This is a genomic window from Acinetobacter sp. 24-47-64 (assembly GCF_057737055.1).
Window position 1 is genome coordinate 1,660,709 of record NZ_CM173215.1, and the last position, 20,226, is coordinate 1,680,934.

Sequence of the window (20,226 nt, forward strand, 5' to 3'; positions counted from 1 at the left end):
ATAGTTTTCACGCTATTGTGGCTTTTCATTAAGCCGCTATTTTCTGTGAAATTTCTAAACTGATCATTGCAGCAGTTGCAGCTGACAGCGTCCAACCCAGATGCCCATGACCGGTATTATAAAAGACTCTCGGATGCTTCCCTTGTCTTACCACTGGCATCATATTCGGCATCATCGGTCTTAATCCAGCCCAAGGGACACAATGCTCAGTTGAAATATCAAAATTACGATTCACCCAATGAACCAAAGGTTGTATGCGATCCATACGGATGTCTCGGTTATAGCCATTAAATTCTGCAGTACCAGCAATTCTTAAACGATCTCGACCTAATCTCGACGTCACAATTTTTGCACTTTCATCCAATAAACTTACCCATGGTGCATGTTGTTGGCTATGTTCATCATTCAACTGAACTGTAATCGAGTACCCTTTCACTGGATAAACATTGACACGATCTCCAGCCTGTTGTGCTAAATGATAGCTTCCAACTCCACCACAAATGACCATTGCATCAGCTTGAATAAATCCATCGGGTATATCTCTATTTTTAGGATCACAAGCGCGATATTTAGCTGAAACTTGCTCTGTAGAATGATCCAGATTTAAATCTTCAACTTCTACACCGTATAAAAACTTCCCTCCTTTATTCGCGACCACTTGGGCTAAATGCGTGGTGTATTTGTGTATATCTCCTGTGGCATCATCAGGACAATAAAAACCACCGTAATATTCCCCCGTCAAACTTGGTTCAATACTGTGAATTTCTTCATTTGTAACAGCGTGACGCTCTAATCCACCTTTGCATAACAAATCGTTCACTCTTATTGCAACATCATAATCCTGCTGATTATGATAAAAGTGCAAAATTCCACGCTTTTCCAAATCGAATTGAATATTTTCTTTCTGTGCAATTTCGAATAGCCGTTTTCTTGCCAATAATGCCAGCCTTACCGTTTCTTGTGTGTTGGCTTCGTAATTTTTGATATTACCCATAAATTCAATCAGCCAAGCGTATTTATGCAAATCAAAAGATGGGTTGAGTAATAATGGTGCATCTTTTTGGGTCATCCATTTGATACCCTTCAGTACCGTTGCTTTCTGATTCCACACCTCTGCATTACATGCAGAGAGTTGACCTCCATTCGCAAATGAAGTCTCCATTGCTGGGTATAAGTTTTTATCCAAAATTGTGACTTGATAACCAAGTTCTAATAATTCGTAGGCAGTGGTTATTCCTGTAATGCCAGCACCAATCACCATAATATGTGACATAAAAGCTCCTTGAAAATTTTATATTTTCAGTGCCCCATCTGTCACGGTACCTGAGAGCTTCGGAAATCTTCATCACATATGATTATTTCCATCCCCTTCGGTGAGTCTAAACATCATTAGACTTCTCTCCAGATGATTGAGAATAATTACAGTCCTTTTGCCTGAGAGATTCCGGGGTCGTTGCTCCTTCGGCGGATCTACAGAAGACCTCTCTCCTGCAATATTCGTTTAATTCTTATTCAGCAATTAATATGCCATAGTTAATTTTTTTATACATCTACATGAATCAAATTTAGAAAAAAATTTTCATAAAATGGATCATCAACTTTAAACCAACGGCTATGACAGGGATATTATTTTCTCAGGAAACAGTACAAAGGTCATTGTTTAGCTCAAATTTTCTCTACCATCGAGAACAATTTAGTCATTAAAAACAAATGAGGAAACAATTTATTTTTTAAAGTTACTCTCTCAGAGAGCTTAGATCATCTTCCATCTACACTTTCATATTCTTCAGCATAAAAGTGTAATGGATGATTAGAGCAATCATTGAAGCTCAAAGTTTCATTAGATGTGAGAGCAAGTAAAAGCTGAGTTGAAAATTTACTGTCACCCCCATATGTTTTAGCGATGTGTATGTATAGACATTACAATGCCCATACCTGCGAGCGTTGCAATGACTGCCGTACCACCATAACTCATGAGTGGCAATGGATCACCTGTGACTGGAAGAATTCCACTCACCATTCCACTATTCAAAAACACAAAGAAAAAGAAAGTTAAACCTGCCGCACCCGCATAAAGACGTCCAAAATTATGGAAGCTGTTCATGGAAATAATCAAACAACGAATAATGATCGCAGCAAAAATAACAAATAATACGAACACACCAAAAAAGCCAAATTCCTCTGCATAAGCAGACATAATAAAGTCTGTATGATGTTCGGGGAGATAACCTAAATGAGACTGTGTTCCTTCATTAAAACCTTTACCAAATAGTCCACCAGAACCAATCGCAATTTTAGACTGAATGATATTCCACCCTGCACCTAGCGGATCTGATTCAGGATCAAATAAAGTTAAAATTCGCTTTTTTTGGTATTCCTGTAGAAAGAAATTCCATAATAATGGTGCAACCACTGCAAACCCAGCGACCACAGCCCCAATCAAACGCCAAGAAATACCACTTAAAAAAATGACAAAAATTCCGGGAATAATTAATCCAATGTTTAAGTCAGGCTGTAATGCGACTAAAACAAAAGGAATCATCATCAGAAATAATGCAAAGAGAATATGCATAAATTTGGGTGGTAAAGTCCGCAGACTGAAAAACCAAGCCATCATGAGTGGCATCGTAAATTTCATAAATTCACTGGGCTGCACACTCCCTAATCCAGGAATAGAAATCCAGCGTTTTGCGCCTAAGCGGACATCACCAATTAGCAATACCAAAAGCAGAAGCACAATCGAAAATGCATACAGATAAGGACTGACAATTTGATAAACTTTTGGAGGAATTTGTGCACAAATAAACAGCAAAATAAAACCGATACCAAAACTGGTCGCCTGACGAATCACCATGCTTGAATCATGATTGGTTGCACTATAAACAACCATGAGTCCAAAAGCTGCGTTTAATATCAAAAAACCAAGTAACCATGGATCTAAATGTAATTTAGTCCAACGTGACGAATCATGTTTGATTGTTCGTCCATCTCTCAAGGCATGACGCAAAAAACGGTACTGTTGTGAAGGTATCATTGGCTGAATTGCATATTCTAAGTGGCGTTATTATAAGACAATGTTTTGGCTATTTAAGCAAAGTCCCAAACATAAAACTAAATTATTTCGAGTCACACTGTGACTGAAGAATCAGACGAGCAAGTTCTAAATCTTCAGGATAAGTAATTTTAATATTATCAGATCGTCCAATCACCACATCCACTGGATGATGAGCATATTCAAGCGCACTCGCTTCATCCGTAATTGTGATCCTGTGAGTTAAAGCGTGTTCAATGGAAGTTTTTAACAATTTAATGGTCGACAATTGTGGAGTTTGTGCTTGCCACAATGCACTTCGATCTACAGTTTTTTCAATAGCACTCGACGGATCTACTCTTTTTAAAGTATCACGCACAGGCGTTGCTAAAATTGCGCTATGCTTAGATTCGATAACATGGCGAATCAAAGACTCTAAATTGCTCAAGCTGACACAAGGTCGAGCAGCATCATGCACAAACACCAGATCATTTTCATCTGCAATATTGGTTAAATACTTTAAACCGTTAAGTACAGAATCAACCCTCTCCTGACCACCTAAGCAGAAATGAAGGATTTCCGATTTAGCAAATTGAAGTGTCTGAGCAAATTGGTCATGCTCTGAGATTGCCAATACATAGCCAGCAATAGGCAATTGAGCAATACGTTCTACAGTATGCTCAAGTACAGTTTTATTCTGGATAATTTGATATTGCTTTAACGCTGATTTGGAAAATCGACTACCAGAACCTGCTGCCGGAATAATAGCCCATAATTTACGGTTGTTCAGATTCAGGTTGTCTAGACTCATTAGTTCTTAAATCTACGTTAGCATTTGGGTCGATGTAAATCGGCTTATAATTCGTACTGATTGTACTCATTTGAATAAAAGTTTCATGAGGCTTAATTAAGCCAAGATCTAAACGTGCATGTTCTTCAATCGCCTCAACACCATTTTTTAGATCATACACTTCAGCAGCCAGAATACGATTACGCTCTTTTAACTCTTCATTTGTTTCAGCTTGTTGATTCATTTGCTGAAGTAGCGCCTGATGAGGGAAATATCCTCCTTCACCGAGCCAAAAGCGATATTGAAAGATGGCAATTAAAATTATTGCCACCAGCAAAATCACTTTACTTGAAGTAGTTTTAAAGACGTCTAACATTATTTTTGAGGCTTAGTTAACATCATGAAATTAGAGCACTAATATACCCTAAAACAAAGAAAGGTAGTATGTGTAACTGTGTTAAATATGCAAATGTTAAACAAATTCACATTGATTGATTTTTTTTAAAAATATGTACTGTTAAATATCAAAAGTTATTGAATATTCTAGAATCATTATTTTTACACTTTTTATTTCATAGCTTGATAACATAACAATTTGCTTAAGAGCTTCATAAAAAAGGATTTCAATTAATGAATGAATTTGAGATAACGATTCGTGCAGCCTATATTCAAGGTATTTTAGGGGTTCTAGGTGCATTAATTGGTGCTGCTGTCGTAATTTTCTCCCTGAGAAGCACAGCAAAGAATACAGTAAAACAAATTAAAATTGATAAAATTGCTGAATCTAAACGAGATCAATATATCGATCTTACAGACGCATATACACAATTTTTAGTTTCATCATTATTACTTAAGCACAAAAAACAAGATTCAGACAATCATCAACCCGATATTGAGTGGGACACTCATTTGTCCAAGTACATTAGATTGATTGGATGTATCAATAAAGTTAATTTAATTACAACATCATCAATACGATTAGAACTTTATGAATTAGAAAAAGTCCTCATAACTTATCAAACTTCTGTATCTAACCATTTCTTTAACAATTTCCCTTTAGACTCTAGCAAAACCCTTGAACAGAAAGTTTTCGACTTTGCAAAATTATTAAGAAATGATTTAAGTATTGAAAGTCATCAATCTTTGGAAGCAAAACTCTCTCAATTGAGGCTTAAACATAAACTTTAGAAATTAAATAAAAAACCACTCTTTATAGAGTGGTTTTTTAAAATTCAAAATAATCTAAACGATTAATTTAAACCTTTAAACTCAGCTTTACCGCGGTAAATAGCATTCGTCAATTCTTCGATACGAAGCAATTGGTTGTATTTCGCTACACGGTCAGAACGGCAAAGTGAACCAGTTTTGATTTGACCAGCACCAGTACCTACTGCAAGATCCGCAATTGTAGAATCTTCAGTTTCGCCAGAGCGGTGAGAAATCACTGTAGAGTAACCATTTGCTTTAGCAAGATAGATCGCATCTAAAGTCTCAGTCAACGTACCGATTTGGTTGTACTTAATCAGGATAGAGTTACCAACTTTTTCGTTGATACCACGTTGAAGGATCTTAGGATTTGTAACAAACAAATCATCACCAACCAATTGAATCTTGTCGCCAAGAATCGAAGTTAGGTAAGACCAACCTTCCCAATCAGATTCATCTAAACCATCTTCAATAGAGATAATTGGATATTGGTTTACAAGACCAGCAAGGTAGTCAGAGAATTGGTTGTTTGTGAATGCTTTATTGCCTTCACCAGCAAGGATGTACTGACCATCTTTGTAGAATTCTGAAGATGCACAGTCAAGCGCAAGCATAATGTCAGAACCCGCTTTGTAGCCAGTTTTTTCAATCGCTTCAAGGATAACTGTGATTGCTTCTTCGTTTGAACGTAAGTTCGGCGCGAAACCACCTTCATCACCAACAGCAGTATTTAAACCTTGTTTCTTTAAAACTGATTTTAAAGAATGGAAGATTTCTGCGCCTGCGCGAAGTGCTTCAGAGAATGAAGTGAAGCCAACAGGCTCAATCATGAATTCTTGGATATCAACGTTGTTGTCCGCATGTGAACCACCGTTTAAGATGTTCATCATTGGAACAGGCATTGTTAAAATGCTGTTGTTACGAAGATCTGCGATGTACTGGAAAAGAGGAATTTTCTTTTCGTCAGCAGCAGCACGCGCAGCAGCCAAAGACACTGCCAAAGTTGCGTTCGCACCTAATTTTTCTTTGTTTTCAGTTCCGTCAAGCGCGATCATTGTGTTATCAATGTCTTTTTGTTCGAATACTGATTTACCCACTAACGCGTCACGGATTAACGTGTTTACGTTGTTCACAGCTGTTTTAACACCTTTACCTAAGTAACGTGCTTTATCGCCATCACGAAGTTCTAAAGCTTCACGAGAACCAGTTGAAGCACCAGATGGTGCACATGCACGGCCAACTACGCCAGATGCTAAGATAACGTCTGCTTCGATGGTTGGGTTACCACGAGAGTCCAAAATTTCACGTGCACGAATGTCAACGATTTGGCTCATGAACAATTCCTCAGTTGATTAATAAAACGATGCGTCTAACGCTGCATCAGTGTGTATCTAATTTTTTGAAACCTTTAACCAAGGTATCCAATTCTTTAAGCTGAGCTAAGAATGGCTCAAGTTGAGACATTCGAAGAGCGCAAGGTCCATCACATTTTGCTTTTTCTGGATCAGGATGTCCTTCCAGAAAAAGACCTGCTAGACCTGTAGCCATACCCGCACGCGCTAATGTCGTAATTTGTGCGCGACGACCACCTGCTGAATCTGCACGACCACCTGGGGTTTGAAGTGCATGTGTCACATCAAAGAAGACTGGCACATTCATTTCTTTCATGATGTCGAAACCAAGCATATCGACAACTAAGTTGTTGTAACCAAATGCTGAGCCACGCTCACATAAAATCAGCTTGTCATTCCCGGCTTCCAAACATTTATGCAAGATATGACGCATTTCATGCGGTGCTAAGAATTGCGCTTTTTTGATATTGATAATGGCTTGAGTTTTTGCCATCGCCTCAACAAGATCTGTTTGACGGCTAAGGAAAGCAGGTAATTGAATGATGTCAGCCACTTCAGCCACAGGTGCTGCTTGATATGGTTCATGAACATCTGTAATGATCGGAACATTAAAATGTTTTTTAATGTCAGCCAACCACTCAATTCCTTTTTCAAGACCAGGTCCGCGGAAAGAATTTAAGCTCGAACGATTTGCTTTATCAAAGCTTGCTTTGAAAACATATGGAATATCCAAACGTTTGCAAATATCAACATAAGTTTCTGCAATTTCAAAAGCTAAATCTTTTGATTCAAGTACATTCATTCCGCCGAATAATACAAATGGCAAATGATTTGCCATTTGTATATCGCCTAAACGTACAATTTCTTGTGCTTTTAATTGTGACATTTAAACTTCCTAGTTATGTCCTAAGACATTCATTATTTCGATTTTTGATACTGTTTTTTAGCAGCATCAATAAAACCAGCAAATAATGGATGACCATCACGTGGAGAACTTGTAAATTCCGGGTGGAATTGTACAGCAATAAACCAAGGATGTTGAGGAATTTCAACAGTTTCAACTAAACGTTGGATTGGTGAATAACCAGAAATTTTCATACCTTTTTCTTCTAAAGTAGGAATATAACGATTATTCATTTCGTAACGATGGCGATGACGTTCAATAATTTCTACTGAACCATACACTTCTGCAGTTTTAGTGCCTTCAACCAATTCTGATTTTTGAGCGCCAAGACGCATTGTTCCACCAAGATCAGAATCTACAGAACGTTGTTGTACTTCACCACGTTCGTCTAACCATTCCGTAATCAAACCAATTAAAGGCGATTTAGTTGAACGGTTAAATTCAGTTGAAGTTGCATCTACGATACCAGCAACATTACGTGCGTATTCAATGACCGCAAGTTGCATACCCAAGCAAATACCAAGGAATGGAATTCCATTCTCACGTGCGAATTTAATCGCTTGCATCTTACCTTCAGTACCGCGCTCGCCAAAACCACCAGGAACTAAGATTGCGTCAGCATCTTTCAACACTTCCGCTACATCTTGGCTTTCTAGTTCTTCGGCATTGACATAATCAATTTGAACTTTAACGCGGTTTTGGATACCTGCATGTAAGAGTGCTTCGTTTACAGATTTATAAGCATCTGGAAGTTCAACATATTTACCCACCATCGCAACACGAACAGTGTACTCAGGATTTAATAGTGCTTCTACGACATTATCCCAATCTGAAAGATCGGCTTCTGGTAAATCGTTATAACCAAAACGCTCGCAAATTAAATCATCAACGTCTTGTTCATAGAACGTACGTGGAATTTCGTAAATTGTGCGTGCATCTTTACACACCACAACTGCACGAGCTTCTACGTTCGTGAACAACGCAATTTTACGCTTTGTATCAGCATCAACATCGTGTTCAGTACGACAGATCAAAATATCTGGTTGAATACCGATTGAGAGTAATTCTTTCACTGAGTGCTGAGTTGGTTTTGTTTTCAACTCTGCAGCTGACTTGATATATGGCAACAACGTTAAATGCATCAGCATTGTGCGTTTGTGACCAAGTTCAACCATTAACTGACGAACAGATTCCATGAATGGGAGAGATTCAATGTCACCTACTGTACCGCCAATCTCAACAATAGCAGCGTCATAGCCTTCACCAGCGCGAAGAACACGTTCTTTAATATTGTCTGTAATGTGTGGAATAACTTGAACTGTTCCACCAAGGTAATCACCGCGACGCTCTTTATTTAAAACGTCTTGGTACACGCGACCAGATGTAAAGTTATTAAGCTTGGTCATTTTCGCACGACGCAAGAAACGTTCGTAATAACCCAAGTCTAAGTCAGTTTCCGCACCATCCTCTGTGACAAAAACTTCACCATGTTGGAACGGGCTCATCGTCCCTGGATCGACATTAATATATGGATCCATTTTCACCATGGTTACTTTTAATCCACGGGCTTCTAAAAGTGCAGCAACTGAAGCAGCTGAAATACCTTTACCTAGTGATGAAACAACACCACCAGTAACGAAAATAAAATGGGTCATTGGGTTTCTCGTACAATCGAGCCTAAATCGGCCTGCAATGTTGCGCAATTTTACTTTACTCTGTACCTATAAAGCAAAGTCAATCCGCATCAATTCAAAGAACAATAAACAATTGGTTATTCTATCATCATTTCCAATAAAGATTCACGCACACTTTCAGTGATTTTCATCTGTTAATTTGCTGTTATACTACGTCAGTCGATCTAGCTAGTTTGTTTTGAGCAACTATGAATAAAAAATTTTTAATCGGTGGTGCAATCTTATCTGCACTCCTCGTTACTGCATGTGTAAAAAAAGAAGCGCCTAAGGAAGAAGAACAGGAACAAACTGTTGAAACAACTGAACAGGCAGAACAAATTGAGAACATTGAGATTTCTGAACCAGAAATCGAACCTGAGCCACCAACTCAAGTTGAAATTGAGCATCAGGAAACAAACAATACGTCAGCGACTATTCGTCGTGAATACCGCGATGCTCCAGCACAAACGAATCCTGCCCCAGCACCAGCTGTTGAAAATGTAGAACGCCCTACACCTTCTCCAAGTGCATCAACAGGTGGTTCTCAATCTGAAGATGATGCTGTTGCCGCTGCTATTGCTGCTGCTACCCCTGCTTTAGAAAACTAATTTTCGAATTTAAAAAAACCGAGTGACAAGACTCGGTTTTTTTATGTCAACATAAATGAAAGTCAAATTGTTATTCATTTATAAACAACAAAAATTGTCAGGCTTTCTCTAATTCTAAAAAAAATTCTGCAATTAATTTGTGTGCCCAAGATTCTGGATTTTTATTACCTTCATAGAAACAGCAATGGCTTCCTTTTTTTGTGGTCACTACTGCCATGTTCGGCATATGTTGAATCACTTCTTTATAAGGCTCTAAATTGCGGATATGGCATACTGGATCGTCTTCCGAATTTAAAATCATCAACGGCACTCTAATCTTCTCAAAGACATAGATGGGATTTGTCGCTTTACAATATGCGTCATAATTTTCAAATCCAGCGAACTGATAATATGTTTTTTCAAAATCAAATAAATCTTTAGCAACACTCAGTTGCTTTAAACTTTCTAAATTTCGCCAATGTTGCTCATAAGGTTTTAAAAAATGTGCATTTAACTTTTTTGCCATCAAACGGCTATAAAAAGGATGAACATTTGAAAAACCAGTTTCCGTATTGTATCCAGGACAAAGTGCGAAAGCCGCTTGAATTGGTGTGGAGCTTTCTTCCTCACCTAAATATCGAACCAATAATCCAGTTCCTGCTGAAGACCCAACTGCATACAATTTAGAATATGGTAAGCGCTGTTGAATATGTTCAATCTGCTCTCTTAGATCTTGCGTGTTTCCAAAAAGATTAATTTTAGGAACTGAAAGTGGTAGACCTGCATGCCCTCGTCTTAAACACAATGCAATACGCCAACCAGTTACTTGATGTAAGTCTCTGACCAATTCTCTCATACTGGCTGGGCTTCCAGTAATGGTATGCAGCACTAAAATAGTAGGTGTTTCCGCAGGCAGATGCATGCCATACCAAGCAATACCCGTTGTTCCCCCATCAGACATTGTTAACTGTTCAATGAAGTCATATTCTAATTTTACGGTTTTCTTTCGAATTTTATCAAAATACACCAAGTGAGCATGCGTATTCGAGAGCCACGGCGTTGGTCTATATTTATAATGCAGACGTTTCAAGTTTGAAATCACATGCGCTAACTCACCTTGCGGATTAAAATAGATTGAAGGTATAGCTGCATCAGTAAAATGATCAAGTTGGGTTTGAGTGAATTCTTGCATCCACTTGAAACGCTGATTAAGATTCATACAGACTCCGAATTTACTTACTCCAATTCATAAGCCAAAAACATGCCTAATTTATTTTGGTAGAAATTGAGCCATACGTTGGCCCATTTGCAACGCCAAAGCCTCTAAACCACTTTTAGGCCGAATCATCACCTCAAAGTCAATAATTTGACCTTGCTCATTAAACTGGATCATATCAATCCCTTTTAATGTTTTTTCACCGACATTTGCGGAAAATTCGAGCACAACACTGAGCCCATCTGCTGTATAGAACTCACGGTGATAACGAAAATTTTCAAAGATCTCAATCACATTGGTCAAAATAAAAGTAACAACTTGTTTGCCTAGATAAGGCTTAAATGCGACGGGTGATTTAAATACGACTTCTTCAGACAAAAGCTCATTCAATAGACTTAAATCACGCGTTTCAAGCATGTGGTGCCAACGTTGAATAGATTTTTGTGTGGTTTCGAGTGTCATTTTTATGTCCTTTTTGTTGTATCAGTCCAACCTTTTAGAAGAAAAGGGAGAATACTGCGTCAAGGAGAGGTCTCATTTAATTAAGTACCCTCTCCAAATCCTCTTCTTGCACTTTCATCTATAATATAAGAGAGAAATTTTATGGCTTAAATCTTGACAGCCAATTCAGCACCTTGACGAATCGCACGTTTTGCATCTAGCTCACCCGCTTCTTTCGCCCCACCAATTAAATGAACTTTTTTACCTGCCTGCTCAAGTTGATCAAACATAGCCGTATATGACTCTTGACCTGCACAAATCACCACATGATCCACGTTTAAGACGGTAGTTTGATCATTGATTGTGATATGTAAACCTTGGTCATCAATCTTGTTATACGTTGCACCTGGAATCATTTTTACATCGCGATTTTTTAATCCAGTACGATGAATCCAACCCGTCGTTTTACCCAAGCCTGCACCAACTAAAGTGGCTTTACGTTGTAATAAGTAGATTTCACGTGATGGCTGTTCTACTTGAGCAGGTTTTAAACCTCCTACATTAGAATATGATGTATCAATTCCCCATTCATCATAAAATTTTTGAGGATTCAAGCTTCCACTTTCCCCCTCATGGGTTAGATACTCAGCAGTATCAAAACCAATACCACCAGCACCAATAATCGCAACACGCTGTCCGACTGGTTTTTTCTCTCTTAAAACTTCGATATAAGACAACACTTTTGGATGATCAATTCCTTCAATATCTAAATGTCGAGGTGTCACACCTGTAGCGACTACAATTTCATCAAACTGATCTGTATTGAGCTCTTCAAAAGTTGCAGTATGGTTAAGTTTTAATTGAATTAAAGGCTGCAACTCAATTTTTCGCTTAAAGTAACGCAATGTCTCATAAAACTCCTCCTTTCCTGGAATCGTTTTTGCAATATTAAATTGCCCCCCAATTTGATCGGCTGCTTCAAAAATGGTGACCTGATGACCACGGTCAGCTGCATAAGTACCAAAACTCAATCCTGCAGGACCTGCACCAATGACAGCAATTTTTTTAGGCGTATGGGTTTCTTTAAAAATGAGTTCAGTTTCATGGCATGCACGTGGATTAACCAAGCATGACGCAATTCTGAGTGAAAAAATATGATCCAAACACGCTTGGTTACAGCCAATACACGTGTTGATTTCGTCACTTCTACCCTGTTCAGCTTTTAGTACAAATTCTGCATCTGCAAGCATTGGGCGAGCCATAGAAATCATATCTGCATGACCTGAAGCTAACACGTGTTCAGCCATTTCAGGGGTATTGATACGATTTGAGGTAATCAATGGAATATTAACTTCACCTTTTAGCTTTTCTGTCACCCATGTAAATGCTGCTCGAGGTACTTTCGTTGCAATCGTGGGTATACGCGCTTCATGCCAACCAATCCCTGTATTAATGATAGTCGCTCCGGCTTTCTCAACTTCTTTTGCAAGATGGATGACCTCCTCAAGCGTTGAACCGCCCTCAACCAAGTCGAGCATCGAAAGTCTATAAATGATAATAAAGTTTTCACCCACCTCTGCACGGGTACGTTTTACAATTTCAATCGGCAAACGAATGCGGTTTTCATAACTCCCACCCCATTCGTCATCACGGTGATTGGTACGTGCTGCGATAAACTCATTGATGAGGTAACCTTCAGACCCCATAATCTCAACACCATCATAACCTGCATATTGAGCCAGCTTTGCACAGTTGGCAAAATCATCAATGGTTTGATTAACTTCAGCCGAGCTTAAAGCATGAGGTTTAACTGGATTAATTGGTGCCTGAATTGCTGATGGTGCAACATTTTCAGGCTGATATGAATATCGACCAGTATGCAAAATCTGCATTGCAATCTTACCGCCAGCATCATGTACTGCTTGTGTAATGATTTTATGTTTCTCAGCTTCAGCAATCGAGTCTAATTTTGACCCTCCAGCAAAAGTCACACCAGCATCGTTGGGTGAAATCCCCCCCGTCACGATAAGACCGACCTGTCCTTGAGCACGCTCAGCATAAAATGCGGCCATACGTTCATAGCCACCTTCAACCTCTTCTAAACCTACGTGCATTGAACCCATCAATACACGATTTTTTAAAGTGGTAAAACCTAAATCTAGTGGTGCAAGTAAGTTTGGATAATTTGACATTCTGACCTCATGGCTCGCGTTTGCTTGCTATTATTGTGTGCTTCATGCAACTTGTTGCATAAATATATATTCTAATTTTGCATTTTATGCAACATGTTGCATAATAAAGTTGATTCAACATTTTACGATATATGATTTATGTCTTTAGCACATGTTTTGTTGACCAGTCTCATTGAAAAACCAAGTACAGGTATTGAACTTGCGCGTCGCTTTGACCGTTCTATGGGATTCTTTTGGAATGCAACTCACCAACAAATCTATCGTGAACTCAATGCTATGCAAAAAAAAGGTTGGGTTTCGACTATTGATGAAGGTGATCCCAACTCGAGAAAGAAAAAATATAAAGTTGATGCTCTAGGTCGAACTGAACTTGCCAATTGGATGGTACAGCATAGTGAGCCTGCCCAACTCAGAGAAGAATTGATGGTGCGTTTAAGAGCTGAAGCACAACTAGGTGGTAATAATGTGCTGACAGAATTGGAGTCTCATTTAGAAATTCATAAAAATAAGTTAAAAATATACCAAGCGATTTACGACAAAGATTTTGCCAATAAAAATAATGATGATCGTACACTCTATATTCATAAAATGATTCTTCAATTAGGCATTGAATTAGAGCAAGGTTGGATCAGTTGGTTAGAACGTGTAATTCCACAATTGAAAATAATGAATACAAAATAAAGGATATATCTATGCCATTTTATACCATGCAAGATGACGAAAAATTATATGTTCGTGAAATAGGTCAAGGTGAACCTGTTTTGGTGCTATCTGGTTTAGGAATGCAAAGTTGGCAATGGATTCCTTTTTTTGCATTTAATTTAAAGAAATATAAATTTATTATTCCTGACTGGCGTGGTTTTGGTGGGTCTAAGCATTGTAAAATTCCAGATGCTGATGCTATTTCAAGTCACTGGAACGATATTCAGGCATTGATCAGTCAACGCCCTAGACAACAATATAAAGTGATTGCTTATTCTATGGGGGCAACTACTGCCATGCATGGTATGCAATATGGTCAATTTGCTGATCAAATCCAAGCATACTTGCATATTGATCAAACCCCTAAAATACCTTCTGATGAAACTTGGAGTTTCGGGCTATTGGGCGATCGCTATCCAGAGTTCAAAAAGCTACTCATCGAACTTTCTTCTTTTTTACATCAACATGAAAATTATCAAAACCTGAGTGAATTATCTACTCACTTAAGCCGCGAATTAGTCGAGCTTTGGGTTAAATTTTTATCTTTACAAGATAATCATCAATTGAGCGCTAAAATTTTTAAAACAACACTCAATCAACCGAAAATTCAAAAGTTAATCCTCCCTATGCAACGTCTCGACTATATGCGTTGGTACATTGACAACTATCTAAACCATAAAGAAGATTACAGAGCCGCGATCTCAAAGTTAGAATGTCCAGCAACTTTTTTTATCGGCGCTAAATCCGCACTCTATCCAGCGCAAGGGCAAAAGCTCATTGCTGAATCGGTTAAAAATCATCGTATCGTACTGTTTGAGCGCTCAGGGCATACGCCTTTGATCAATGAACCCATTAAATTCGCACAAGAAATTTCTAAATTTCTGAATCAAACTATATAAGCTCTAATGAATATTTGAATATTAAGTTGATCCAGACGTCATACGTGGGCATAAAATCAATAGGATGGAGATTGGATGAATCAGTCTAAAAAAAAGCTTGTGATTTTTTCGGGTGCTGGTATGAGTGCTGAAAGTGGTATCAATACATTTCGAGATAGCGATGGACTTTGGGAAAACCATCGCATAGAGGATGTCGCAACGCCCGAAGCTTGGCGTAACAATCCTGTTTTAGTACAGCGCTTTTACAATGAACGGCGAAAAAAAATTTTAGCATCTGAACCTAATGCAGCACATCTTGCGATTGCAGCACTTGAACAACATTATGATGTACATGTGATCACGCAGAATATTGATGACTTACATGAACGCGCTGGAAGCAAAAAAGTACTACATCTTCATGGAAATATAAGACTGGCCAAAACCTCAGGGCCAGATGCTCAATTCGCAGACAAATTTTACTCAATTGAAGATACTGAACTGGATATTTCTCGTGACTTCTGTGACGCTGGATATCCGCTTCGTCCACATGTCGTATGGTTTGGTGAATCCGTTCCCGCTTTTGAAGAAGCAGAAGTGATTTGCCAGCAAGCTGAAATCTTTGTTGTGATTGGAACAAGCTTAGCTGTTTATCCTGTTGCAAGCTTAGTACACAGTATTTCACCAAGCTGTGATGCGTATTATATCGACCCTAAAGCCGATCTCGGCCGTGTGCCACAACACTATACATGTATCTCAAAATCAGCAACCGAAGGAATGCAAGATTTGGCTAAACTTCTTTCTTCAGTTCAGCCAAATTGAGGCATGGGCTTATTTGAGTTTATCAAAATAAGGTTTTAACCATCGATATAACCAGAAGCCAATTAAGACAATCAAATAAAAAGGCCAAATCATTAATAAAAACACCAAAAGATCGAGCACAAATTGCCAGCCATATTTGATGCTATTCCAAGCACGCTGAATAAAGTGATCACCATTTAATCGCGCCACTGCATCAATATCAATATCAACCCTTTCTCGGACCAGTGTTGGTTGATTCAGTTGTAAACTGATCGTACTGAATTTAACACGGTCTTGAACTTCGAGTTAAGTGAGCCGTGTGATTTCATTCAAATGAGCTAGTCGTGCTTGACTTGAAATAGTCTGTGCTTGATTCATTTTTTCTTGAAGAAGCTTCAATTCAAAACGTTGTGCACTATAGCGTTGCTGATTCAGAAAAAACATTAAAGGTAAAAGTTGATTAACAACATGTGGGGCACGCTCACTCGGTACACGTAGCACCATAAAAGATATAGGTTCAACTTTTTCAAATACTTTTACTTTACCTTCTGAAATATTCTGACGTTTAAGATCAACCACATTGAAATCAATATCTTTTCTTTCAATAAATCCGCCTGCTTCAAGGGTTATTTTTTCAATCTCTAAACTGCTTTTCACCACATCTTTAACGGTAAAGTTAACTTGCGCCTCTCGAACCATACGACGAGTAAGTTCAACCGGATTAACCTCTTGATTTAATATGACCTCAGGTTTTTACTCCTGGACGGGCAAAGTATTTGGTTCAGCCGCTTCTTGCATATCAACTTGCGTATCAGCAGTGTTTTCTTGAACTGCTTCAGCAGAGTGTTCCTCTATTTTTTTGAACAGGATGCCAGCATCATCGAACACAGCAGCGTGCTTATTACTATTCTTTTCATTCATTTTCTCTAAATTATAATGTTTGTATTGATGGCTCAAAATTTTAATTATTATAAACATTCAATTAAGAAATTATACTTAAAAGTTTCAATGAAAATGGCATACCTCATTGAATGAAATATGCCATCAATTCATATTCAATTGACTTTCAGATTCTACCTACTCTATTAGCTTACTTTGTCCATGTTCATATCATCGACAACATGACCAGCGATCTCAGACACTAAATTTTCAAAAGAGAAAATTTGATTTAACTGCTCTTGCGTCAAAAGATTCTGCTCAATGACAACTTGCTGAATGGTTTTATTTTCTGCAAGACAAACCTTCCCAATTTCATCACATTTGGCATGACCTAAGATCGGATCTAATAATGTGACGATACCAACACTTCGCATCACTGCATCGTAACAAGACTGTTCATTTGCAGTAATACCTTGAATACACTTGTTTTCCAGTGTTTGCATTGCTTGAATTAATAAATTGGTTGATTCATTTATGGTCAGTGCAATTACAGGTTCCATGACATTTAATTGTAATTGCCCCGCTTCAGCTGCCATGGTCACTGTCAAATCATTACCAATGACTTTAAAAGCAATTTGATTCACTACTTCAGGAATAACTGGATTGATTTTCGCAGGCATAATGGATGAGCCAGCTTGTAATTCAGGTAATCTAATTTCAGCTAATCCCGTACGAGGCCCTGAACTTAATAAGCGCAGGTCATTACAAATTTTTGAGAGCTTGACGGCTAAACGCTTTAAAGTACTTGATAGAATAATAAATACGCCACAATCACTGGTGGCTTCAACATAGTCTTCAGCACCTTGTAATTTCAATCCAGTAATTTGAGAAAGCGTTTGAACCACTTCTAGTGCATATCCATGAGGTGTGTTCACACCCGTTCCAATCGCAGTCGCACCCAAATTTATTTCTAGCAGTAAATGACGCATCTTTTGGATGAGGCGATAGTCTTCTTTTAATAGCGTCGCAAATGCACGAAACTCTTGTCCGAGTGTCATGGGTACAGCATCTTGGAGTTGAGTTCGCCCCATTTTAATTACGTGTTGAAATTCAGATGCTTTGATCTCAATAGCAGCGATTAATGAGCGAACTTGAGACAATAAATCTTCTAAACTGTAATATGTTGCTAGTCTCAATGCAGTTGGATAAACATCATTGGTCGATTGCGATTTATTCACATGGTCGTTTGGATGAATTACATCATATTGACCTTTAGGCAAGCCGAGATGCTCGAGTGCAAGGTTAGCCACCACTTCATTACTATTCATATTAATAGAAGTTCCAGCCCCACCCTGATAAATATCAATTGGAAATGATGATTTCCAACTTTCAGGCTGCTCAATCAGTTGATCACAAGCCCATTGAATCGCTTGGCTGACATCTTGACTCAATTTGGAAAATTTTAAATTTGTCTGTGCTGATGCTTTTTTTACCTGTGCCAATGCACGAATAAAATGTATGTTTTCACCTATTTGTTGATGCGAAATCTGAAAATTCTCCATCGCACGCAGGGTATGAATCCCATAGTAACGATCGAAAGGAACCGCTTTTTCACCGAGCAGATCATGCTCTATTCTTGTTTTATCAAATTGAACCGTAGACACTTTTATTACTCAACAATAATGCACCATTATCGTGCAATATCGATAATAGGCTTCATGCTTATTTTCACTATTGATTTAATACTTCTTTATGCAATAAAAAATTACAACTTCGCTGTTTAAGTGACAAATGTAACTTTATGTTAAAAATAATCATTTATAGAATTGTTTTAAACCTCAAAGTAAACTTTTTTGAAAAAATAGTCTTTGTAACCAAAATTACATTCAGTTTCACTAAACAACTATAAATCTCACTCAAATGTAACAGAGCGTAATTTTCAAAACGTGCTTGAATCAGCTCCTCGAATAATTCGATTAAAAATTCATCTCGGAAAGATGGTCATTTAGGACAGACAAAGGATGGCATAGCAATGAGCCAATTAAATCCTACGCTAATCACATTTATTTTTTATATTGTGGCGATGCTTGGCATTGGGCTTTATGCCTACAAAGCCACGAATAATTTTGATGATTATATTTTAGGTGGTCGGAGTTTAGGCAGTGTCGTCACTGCATTATCCGCAGGTGCATCAGATATGAGTGGCTGGTTACTCATGGGCCTACCTGGTGCAATTTATCTCTCAGGTTTATCCGAAGCTTGGATTGCCATTGGTTTAATTATCGGTGCTTGGTTGAACTGGCTGTTGGTCGCGGGTCGTCTACGTGTTCATACCGAAATACAACATAACGCATTGACTCTCCCCGACTATTTCACCAGCCGCTTTGGTGATCGGAAAAAAGTTCTTCGTATCATCTCAGCTTTTGTAATTTTGATTTTCTTTGCAATTTATTGTGCCTCTGGCATGGTCGCAGGTGCACGTTTATTTGAAAGCCTATTTGGTTGGGATTACAACACAGCCCTGTGGATTGGAGCAGTAGCAACGATTAGTTATGTCTGTATTGGTGGTTTTTTAGCCATCAGTTGGACAGATACATTCCAAGCAGGCCTGATGATCTTTGCGCTTTTACTTGCTCCAGTAATGACTTATTTAGCCATTGGTGAAAATGCTCAGCAAGTTAGTGTCATTGTGGAATCCGCACACCCATTAGCGAATAATTTACTTTCAGATCTCAGCACTGTAGCAATTTTATCTTCAATGGCATGGGGACTTGGCTACTTTGGTCAACCACATATTCTTGTGCGCTTTATGGCAGCAGATTCCGTGAAGTCTATTCCAGCAGCACGTCGAATTGGAATGACATGGATGATTCTATGTCTTGGTGGTGCAGTCGCTGTCGGTTATTTCGGAATCGCTTACTTTGATACGTTTCCTCAACTCAGTGCTGCAGTCAATGCAAATCCTGAAACTGTTTTTATGGAATTAACTAAAATTTTATTTAATCCATGGGTTGCAGGAGTGATTCTTGCAGCGATTCTTGCTGCAGTAATGAGTACCCTAAGCTGCCAACTATTGGTATGCTCTACCACGCTTACAGAAGACTTATACAAAGCATTTATTCGTAAATCTGCCTCACAAACCGAGCTGGTTTGGGTAGGTCGTTTGATGGTATTAATCGTTGCGATTATGGCGATCTTCCTTGCAATGAATCCGAACAGCAAGGTACTCGGTTTAGTTGCTTATGCATGGGCTGGCTTTGGTGCAGCATTTGGACCACTGATTATCCTTTCTCTCTTCTGGAAGCGAATGACCATCAATGGTGCATTGGCAGGTATGATTGTTGGTGCTGTTACCGTCATTGTATGGAAAAACACCATGGCTGATACTGGCGTCTATGAAATCATTCCTGGCTTTATTTTATCTTGGGTGAGTATTATGGTGGTGAGTTTATTAGGCCGCCCGCCAGCGCAAGATGTGACTGACCGTTTTGATGAAGCTCAACAGAAATATGAAATTGAAATGCAAGAAATCAAAAATGGAAGGTAATGAGAAATAAAAAATTAAGGGGCTTATAGC

General features: G+C 38.5%; 20 protein-coding genes and 1 riboswitch. Of the genes, 6 read left to right on the forward strand and 14 right to left on the reverse strand.

Annotated features, from left to right (window positions below):
• Positions 1–28 precede the first annotated feature (28 nt).
• The 4 genes from AC1M85_RS07960 to ftsB form a co-directional block, all read right to left on the reverse strand.
• A complete protein-coding gene (locus AC1M85_RS07960; protein ID WP_481589933.1) occupies positions 29–1,273 on the reverse strand; it encodes a D-amino acid dehydrogenase in 1,245 nt (414 codons plus the stop codon).
• Between the two features lie 139 nt (positions 1,274–1,412).
• Positions 1,413–1,501: riboswitch (glycine riboswitch) on the reverse strand.
• Positions 1,502–1,897: 396 nt separating this feature from the next.
• Positions 1,898–3,034: a rod shape-determining protein RodA gene (gene rodA / locus AC1M85_RS07965; RefSeq protein ID WP_092766373.1), complete on the reverse strand. Its 1,137-nt coding sequence runs from the start codon at positions 3,032–3,034 to the stop codon at positions 1,898–1,900.
• Positions 3,035–3,116: 82 nt separating this feature from the next.
• The gene (gene ispD, locus AC1M85_RS07970; protein WP_481589932.1) at positions 3,117–3,842 is read right to left on the reverse strand and encodes a 2-C-methyl-D-erythritol 4-phosphate cytidylyltransferase; all 726 of its coding nucleotides are present in this window, start codon (positions 3,840–3,842) and stop codon (positions 3,117–3,119) included.
• Positions 3,808–4,197 carry a cell division protein FtsB gene (gene ftsB, locus AC1M85_RS07975; RefSeq protein WP_035263725.1) on the reverse strand — a complete coding sequence of 130 codons (390 nt, stop codon included), beginning with the start codon at positions 4,195–4,197 and terminating at the stop codon, positions 3,808–3,810. Before ftsB ends, ispD begins: the two co-directional genes overlap by 35 nt.
• A gap of 254 nt (positions 4,198–4,451) precedes the next feature.
• On the opposite strand from ftsB, the gene AC1M85_RS07980 reads away from it, so the two are divergent.
• Positions 4,452–5,009 carry a hypothetical protein gene (locus AC1M85_RS07980; RefSeq protein WP_481589931.1) on the forward strand — a complete coding sequence of 186 codons (558 nt, stop codon included), beginning with the start codon at positions 4,452–4,454 and terminating at the stop codon, positions 5,007–5,009.
• Between the two features lie 62 nt (positions 5,010–5,071).
• On the opposite strand, the gene eno is transcribed toward AC1M85_RS07980, so the two are convergent.
• From eno to pyrG, 3 genes are read right to left on the reverse strand one after another with little or no spacing between them, the layout of a single operon-like run.
• Complete coding sequence (gene eno, locus AC1M85_RS07985) at positions 5,072–6,361, reverse strand: phosphopyruvate hydratase (RefSeq protein WP_180027787.1); 1,290 nt, start codon at positions 6,359–6,361, stop codon at positions 5,072–5,074.
• A 46-nt stretch (positions 6,362–6,407) separates the two neighbouring features.
• Entirely contained in the window at positions 6,408–7,265 is an 858-nt protein-coding gene (gene kdsA / locus AC1M85_RS07990) for a 3-deoxy-8-phosphooctulonate synthase (RefSeq protein WP_035263729.1), read from the reverse strand.
• Between the two features lie 32 nt (positions 7,266–7,297).
• Complete coding sequence (pyrG, locus tag AC1M85_RS07995) at positions 7,298–8,938, reverse strand: CTP synthase (protein ID WP_488212843.1); 1,641 nt, start codon at positions 8,936–8,938, stop codon at positions 7,298–7,300.
• A gap of 227 nt (positions 8,939–9,165) precedes the next feature.
• Between pyrG and AC1M85_RS08000 the strand changes: the two genes are divergently transcribed.
• On the forward strand, positions 9,166–9,564 hold the full coding sequence (locus AC1M85_RS08000) for an internalin (protein WP_481587524.1): 399 nt from the start codon (positions 9,166–9,168) through the stop codon (positions 9,562–9,564).
• Positions 9,565–9,661: 97 nt separating this feature from the next.
• Here the strand turns inward: AC1M85_RS08000 and AC1M85_RS08005 are convergent, their stop codons facing one another.
• From AC1M85_RS08005 to AC1M85_RS08015, 3 genes are all read right to left on the reverse strand, one after another.
• On the reverse strand, positions 9,662–10,762 hold the full coding sequence (locus AC1M85_RS08005; RefSeq protein WP_488212844.1) for a YheT family hydrolase: 1,101 nt from the start codon (positions 10,760–10,762) through the stop codon (positions 9,662–9,664).
• A 51-nt stretch (positions 10,763–10,813) separates the two neighbouring features.
• Positions 10,814–11,221 (reverse strand): nuclear transport factor 2 family protein, encoded by a 408-nt coding sequence (locus tag AC1M85_RS08010; RefSeq protein ID WP_488212845.1) that lies wholly within the window; start codon positions 11,219–11,221, stop codon positions 10,814–10,816.
• 146 nt (positions 11,222–11,367) lie between these two features.
• Entirely contained in the window at positions 11,368–13,392 is a 2,025-nt protein-coding gene (locus AC1M85_RS08015) for an NADPH-dependent 2,4-dienoyl-CoA reductase (protein WP_488212846.1), read from the reverse strand.
• 138 nt (positions 13,393–13,530) lie between these two features.
• On the opposite strand from AC1M85_RS08015, the gene AC1M85_RS08020 reads away from it, so the two are divergent.
• The 3 genes from AC1M85_RS08020 (at position 13,531) to AC1M85_RS08030 (ending at position 15,791) form a co-directional block, all read left to right on the forward strand.
• Positions 13,531–14,073 carry a PadR family transcriptional regulator gene (locus tag AC1M85_RS08020; RefSeq protein WP_481595357.1) on the forward strand — a complete coding sequence of 181 codons (543 nt, stop codon included), beginning with the start codon at positions 13,531–13,533 and terminating at the stop codon, positions 14,071–14,073.
• A gap of 11 nt (positions 14,074–14,084) precedes the next feature.
• Positions 14,085–14,993 (forward strand): alpha/beta fold hydrolase, encoded by a 909-nt coding sequence (locus AC1M85_RS08025; RefSeq protein ID WP_488212847.1) that lies wholly within the window; start codon positions 14,085–14,087, stop codon positions 14,991–14,993.
• Between the two features lie 75 nt (positions 14,994–15,068).
• A complete protein-coding gene (locus AC1M85_RS08030) occupies positions 15,069–15,791 on the forward strand; it encodes an SIR2 family NAD-dependent protein deacylase (protein WP_488212848.1) in 723 nt (240 codons plus the stop codon).
• Positions 15,792–15,800: 9 nt separating this feature from the next.
• Here the strand turns inward: AC1M85_RS08030 and AC1M85_RS08035 are convergent, their stop codons facing one another.
• The 4 genes from AC1M85_RS08035 to AC1M85_RS08050 all read right to left on the reverse strand — a co-directional run bounded on the left by AC1M85_RS08035 (position 15,801) and on the right by AC1M85_RS08050 (position 18,313).
• Entirely contained in the window at positions 15,801–15,980 is a 180-nt protein-coding gene (locus AC1M85_RS08035; protein ID WP_488212849.1) for a hypothetical protein, read from the reverse strand.
• Between the two features lie 96 nt (positions 15,981–16,076).
• Complete coding sequence (locus AC1M85_RS08040; RefSeq protein ID WP_488212850.1) at positions 16,077–16,469, reverse strand: hypothetical protein; 393 nt, start codon at positions 16,467–16,469, stop codon at positions 16,077–16,079.
• Positions 16,470–16,523: 54 nt separating this feature from the next.
• A complete protein-coding gene (locus AC1M85_RS08045; RefSeq protein ID WP_171076723.1) occupies positions 16,524–16,727 on the reverse strand; it encodes a hypothetical protein in 204 nt (67 codons plus the stop codon).
• Positions 16,728–16,855: 128 nt separating this feature from the next.
• Positions 16,856–18,313 (reverse strand): aspartate ammonia-lyase, encoded by a 1,458-nt coding sequence (locus AC1M85_RS08050; RefSeq protein WP_035263747.1) that lies wholly within the window; start codon positions 18,311–18,313, stop codon positions 16,856–16,858.
• A 368-nt stretch (positions 18,314–18,681) separates the two neighbouring features.
• Here AC1M85_RS08050 and putP point away from each other — a divergent pair, with 368 nt between their 5' ends.
• Positions 18,682–20,196 carry a sodium/proline symporter PutP gene (gene putP / locus AC1M85_RS08055; RefSeq protein WP_035263749.1) on the forward strand — a complete coding sequence of 505 codons (1,515 nt, stop codon included), beginning with the start codon at positions 18,682–18,684 and terminating at the stop codon, positions 20,194–20,196.
• The last annotated feature ends 30 nt before the right edge of the window (positions 20,197–20,226 follow it).

Bases quoted from the DNA above. Each gene is read 5' to 3' on its own strand.
- AC1M85_RS07960 (WP_481589933.1), bottom strand. From the start codon at position 1,273: ATGTCACATATTATGGTGATTGGTGCTGGCATTACAGGAATAACCACT.
- rodA (WP_092766373.1), bottom strand. From the start codon at position 3,034: ATGATACCTTCACAACAGTACCGTTTTTTGCGTCATGCCTTGAGAGAT.
- ispD (WP_481589932.1), bottom strand. From the start codon at position 3,842: ATGAGTCTAGACAACCTGAATCTGAACAACCGTAAATTATGGGCTATT.
- ftsB (WP_035263725.1), bottom strand. From the start codon at position 4,197: ATGTTAGACGTCTTTAAAACTACTTCAAGTAAAGTGATTTTGCTGGTG.
- AC1M85_RS07980 (WP_481589931.1), top strand. From the start codon at position 4,452: ATGAATGAATTTGAGATAACGATTCGTGCAGCCTATATTCAAGGTATT.
- eno (WP_180027787.1), bottom strand. From the start codon at position 6,361: ATGAGCCAAATCGTTGACATTCGTGCACGTGAAATTTTGGACTCTCGT.
- kdsA (WP_035263729.1), bottom strand. From the start codon at position 7,265: ATGTCACAATTAAAAGCACAAGAAATTGTACGTTTAGGCGATATACAA.
- pyrG (WP_488212843.1), bottom strand. From the start codon at position 8,938: ATGACCCATTTTATTTTCGTTACTGGTGGTGTTGTTTCATCACTAGGT.
- AC1M85_RS08000 (WP_481587524.1), top strand. From the start codon at position 9,166: ATGAATAAAAAATTTTTAATCGGTGGTGCAATCTTATCTGCACTCCTC.
- AC1M85_RS08005 (WP_488212844.1), bottom strand. From the start codon at position 10,762: ATGAATCTTAATCAGCGTTTCAAGTGGATGCAAGAATTCACTCAAACC.
- AC1M85_RS08010 (WP_488212845.1), bottom strand. From the start codon at position 11,221: ATGACACTCGAAACCACACAAAAATCTATTCAACGTTGGCACCACATG.
- AC1M85_RS08015 (WP_488212846.1), bottom strand. From the start codon at position 13,392: ATGTCAAATTATCCAAACTTACTTGCACCACTAGATTTAGGTTTTACC.
- AC1M85_RS08020 (WP_481595357.1), top strand. From the start codon at position 13,531: ATGTCTTTAGCACATGTTTTGTTGACCAGTCTCATTGAAAAACCAAGT.
- AC1M85_RS08025 (WP_488212847.1), top strand. From the start codon at position 14,085: ATGCCATTTTATACCATGCAAGATGACGAAAAATTATATGTTCGTGAA.
- AC1M85_RS08030 (WP_488212848.1), top strand. From the start codon at position 15,069: ATGAATCAGTCTAAAAAAAAGCTTGTGATTTTTTCGGGTGCTGGTATG.
- AC1M85_RS08040 (WP_488212850.1), bottom strand. From the start codon at position 16,469: ATGGTTCGAGAGGCGCAAGTTAACTTTACCGTTAAAGATGTGGTGAAA.
- putP (WP_035263749.1), top strand. From the start codon at position 18,682: ATGAGCCAATTAAATCCTACGCTAATCACATTTATTTTTTATATTGTG.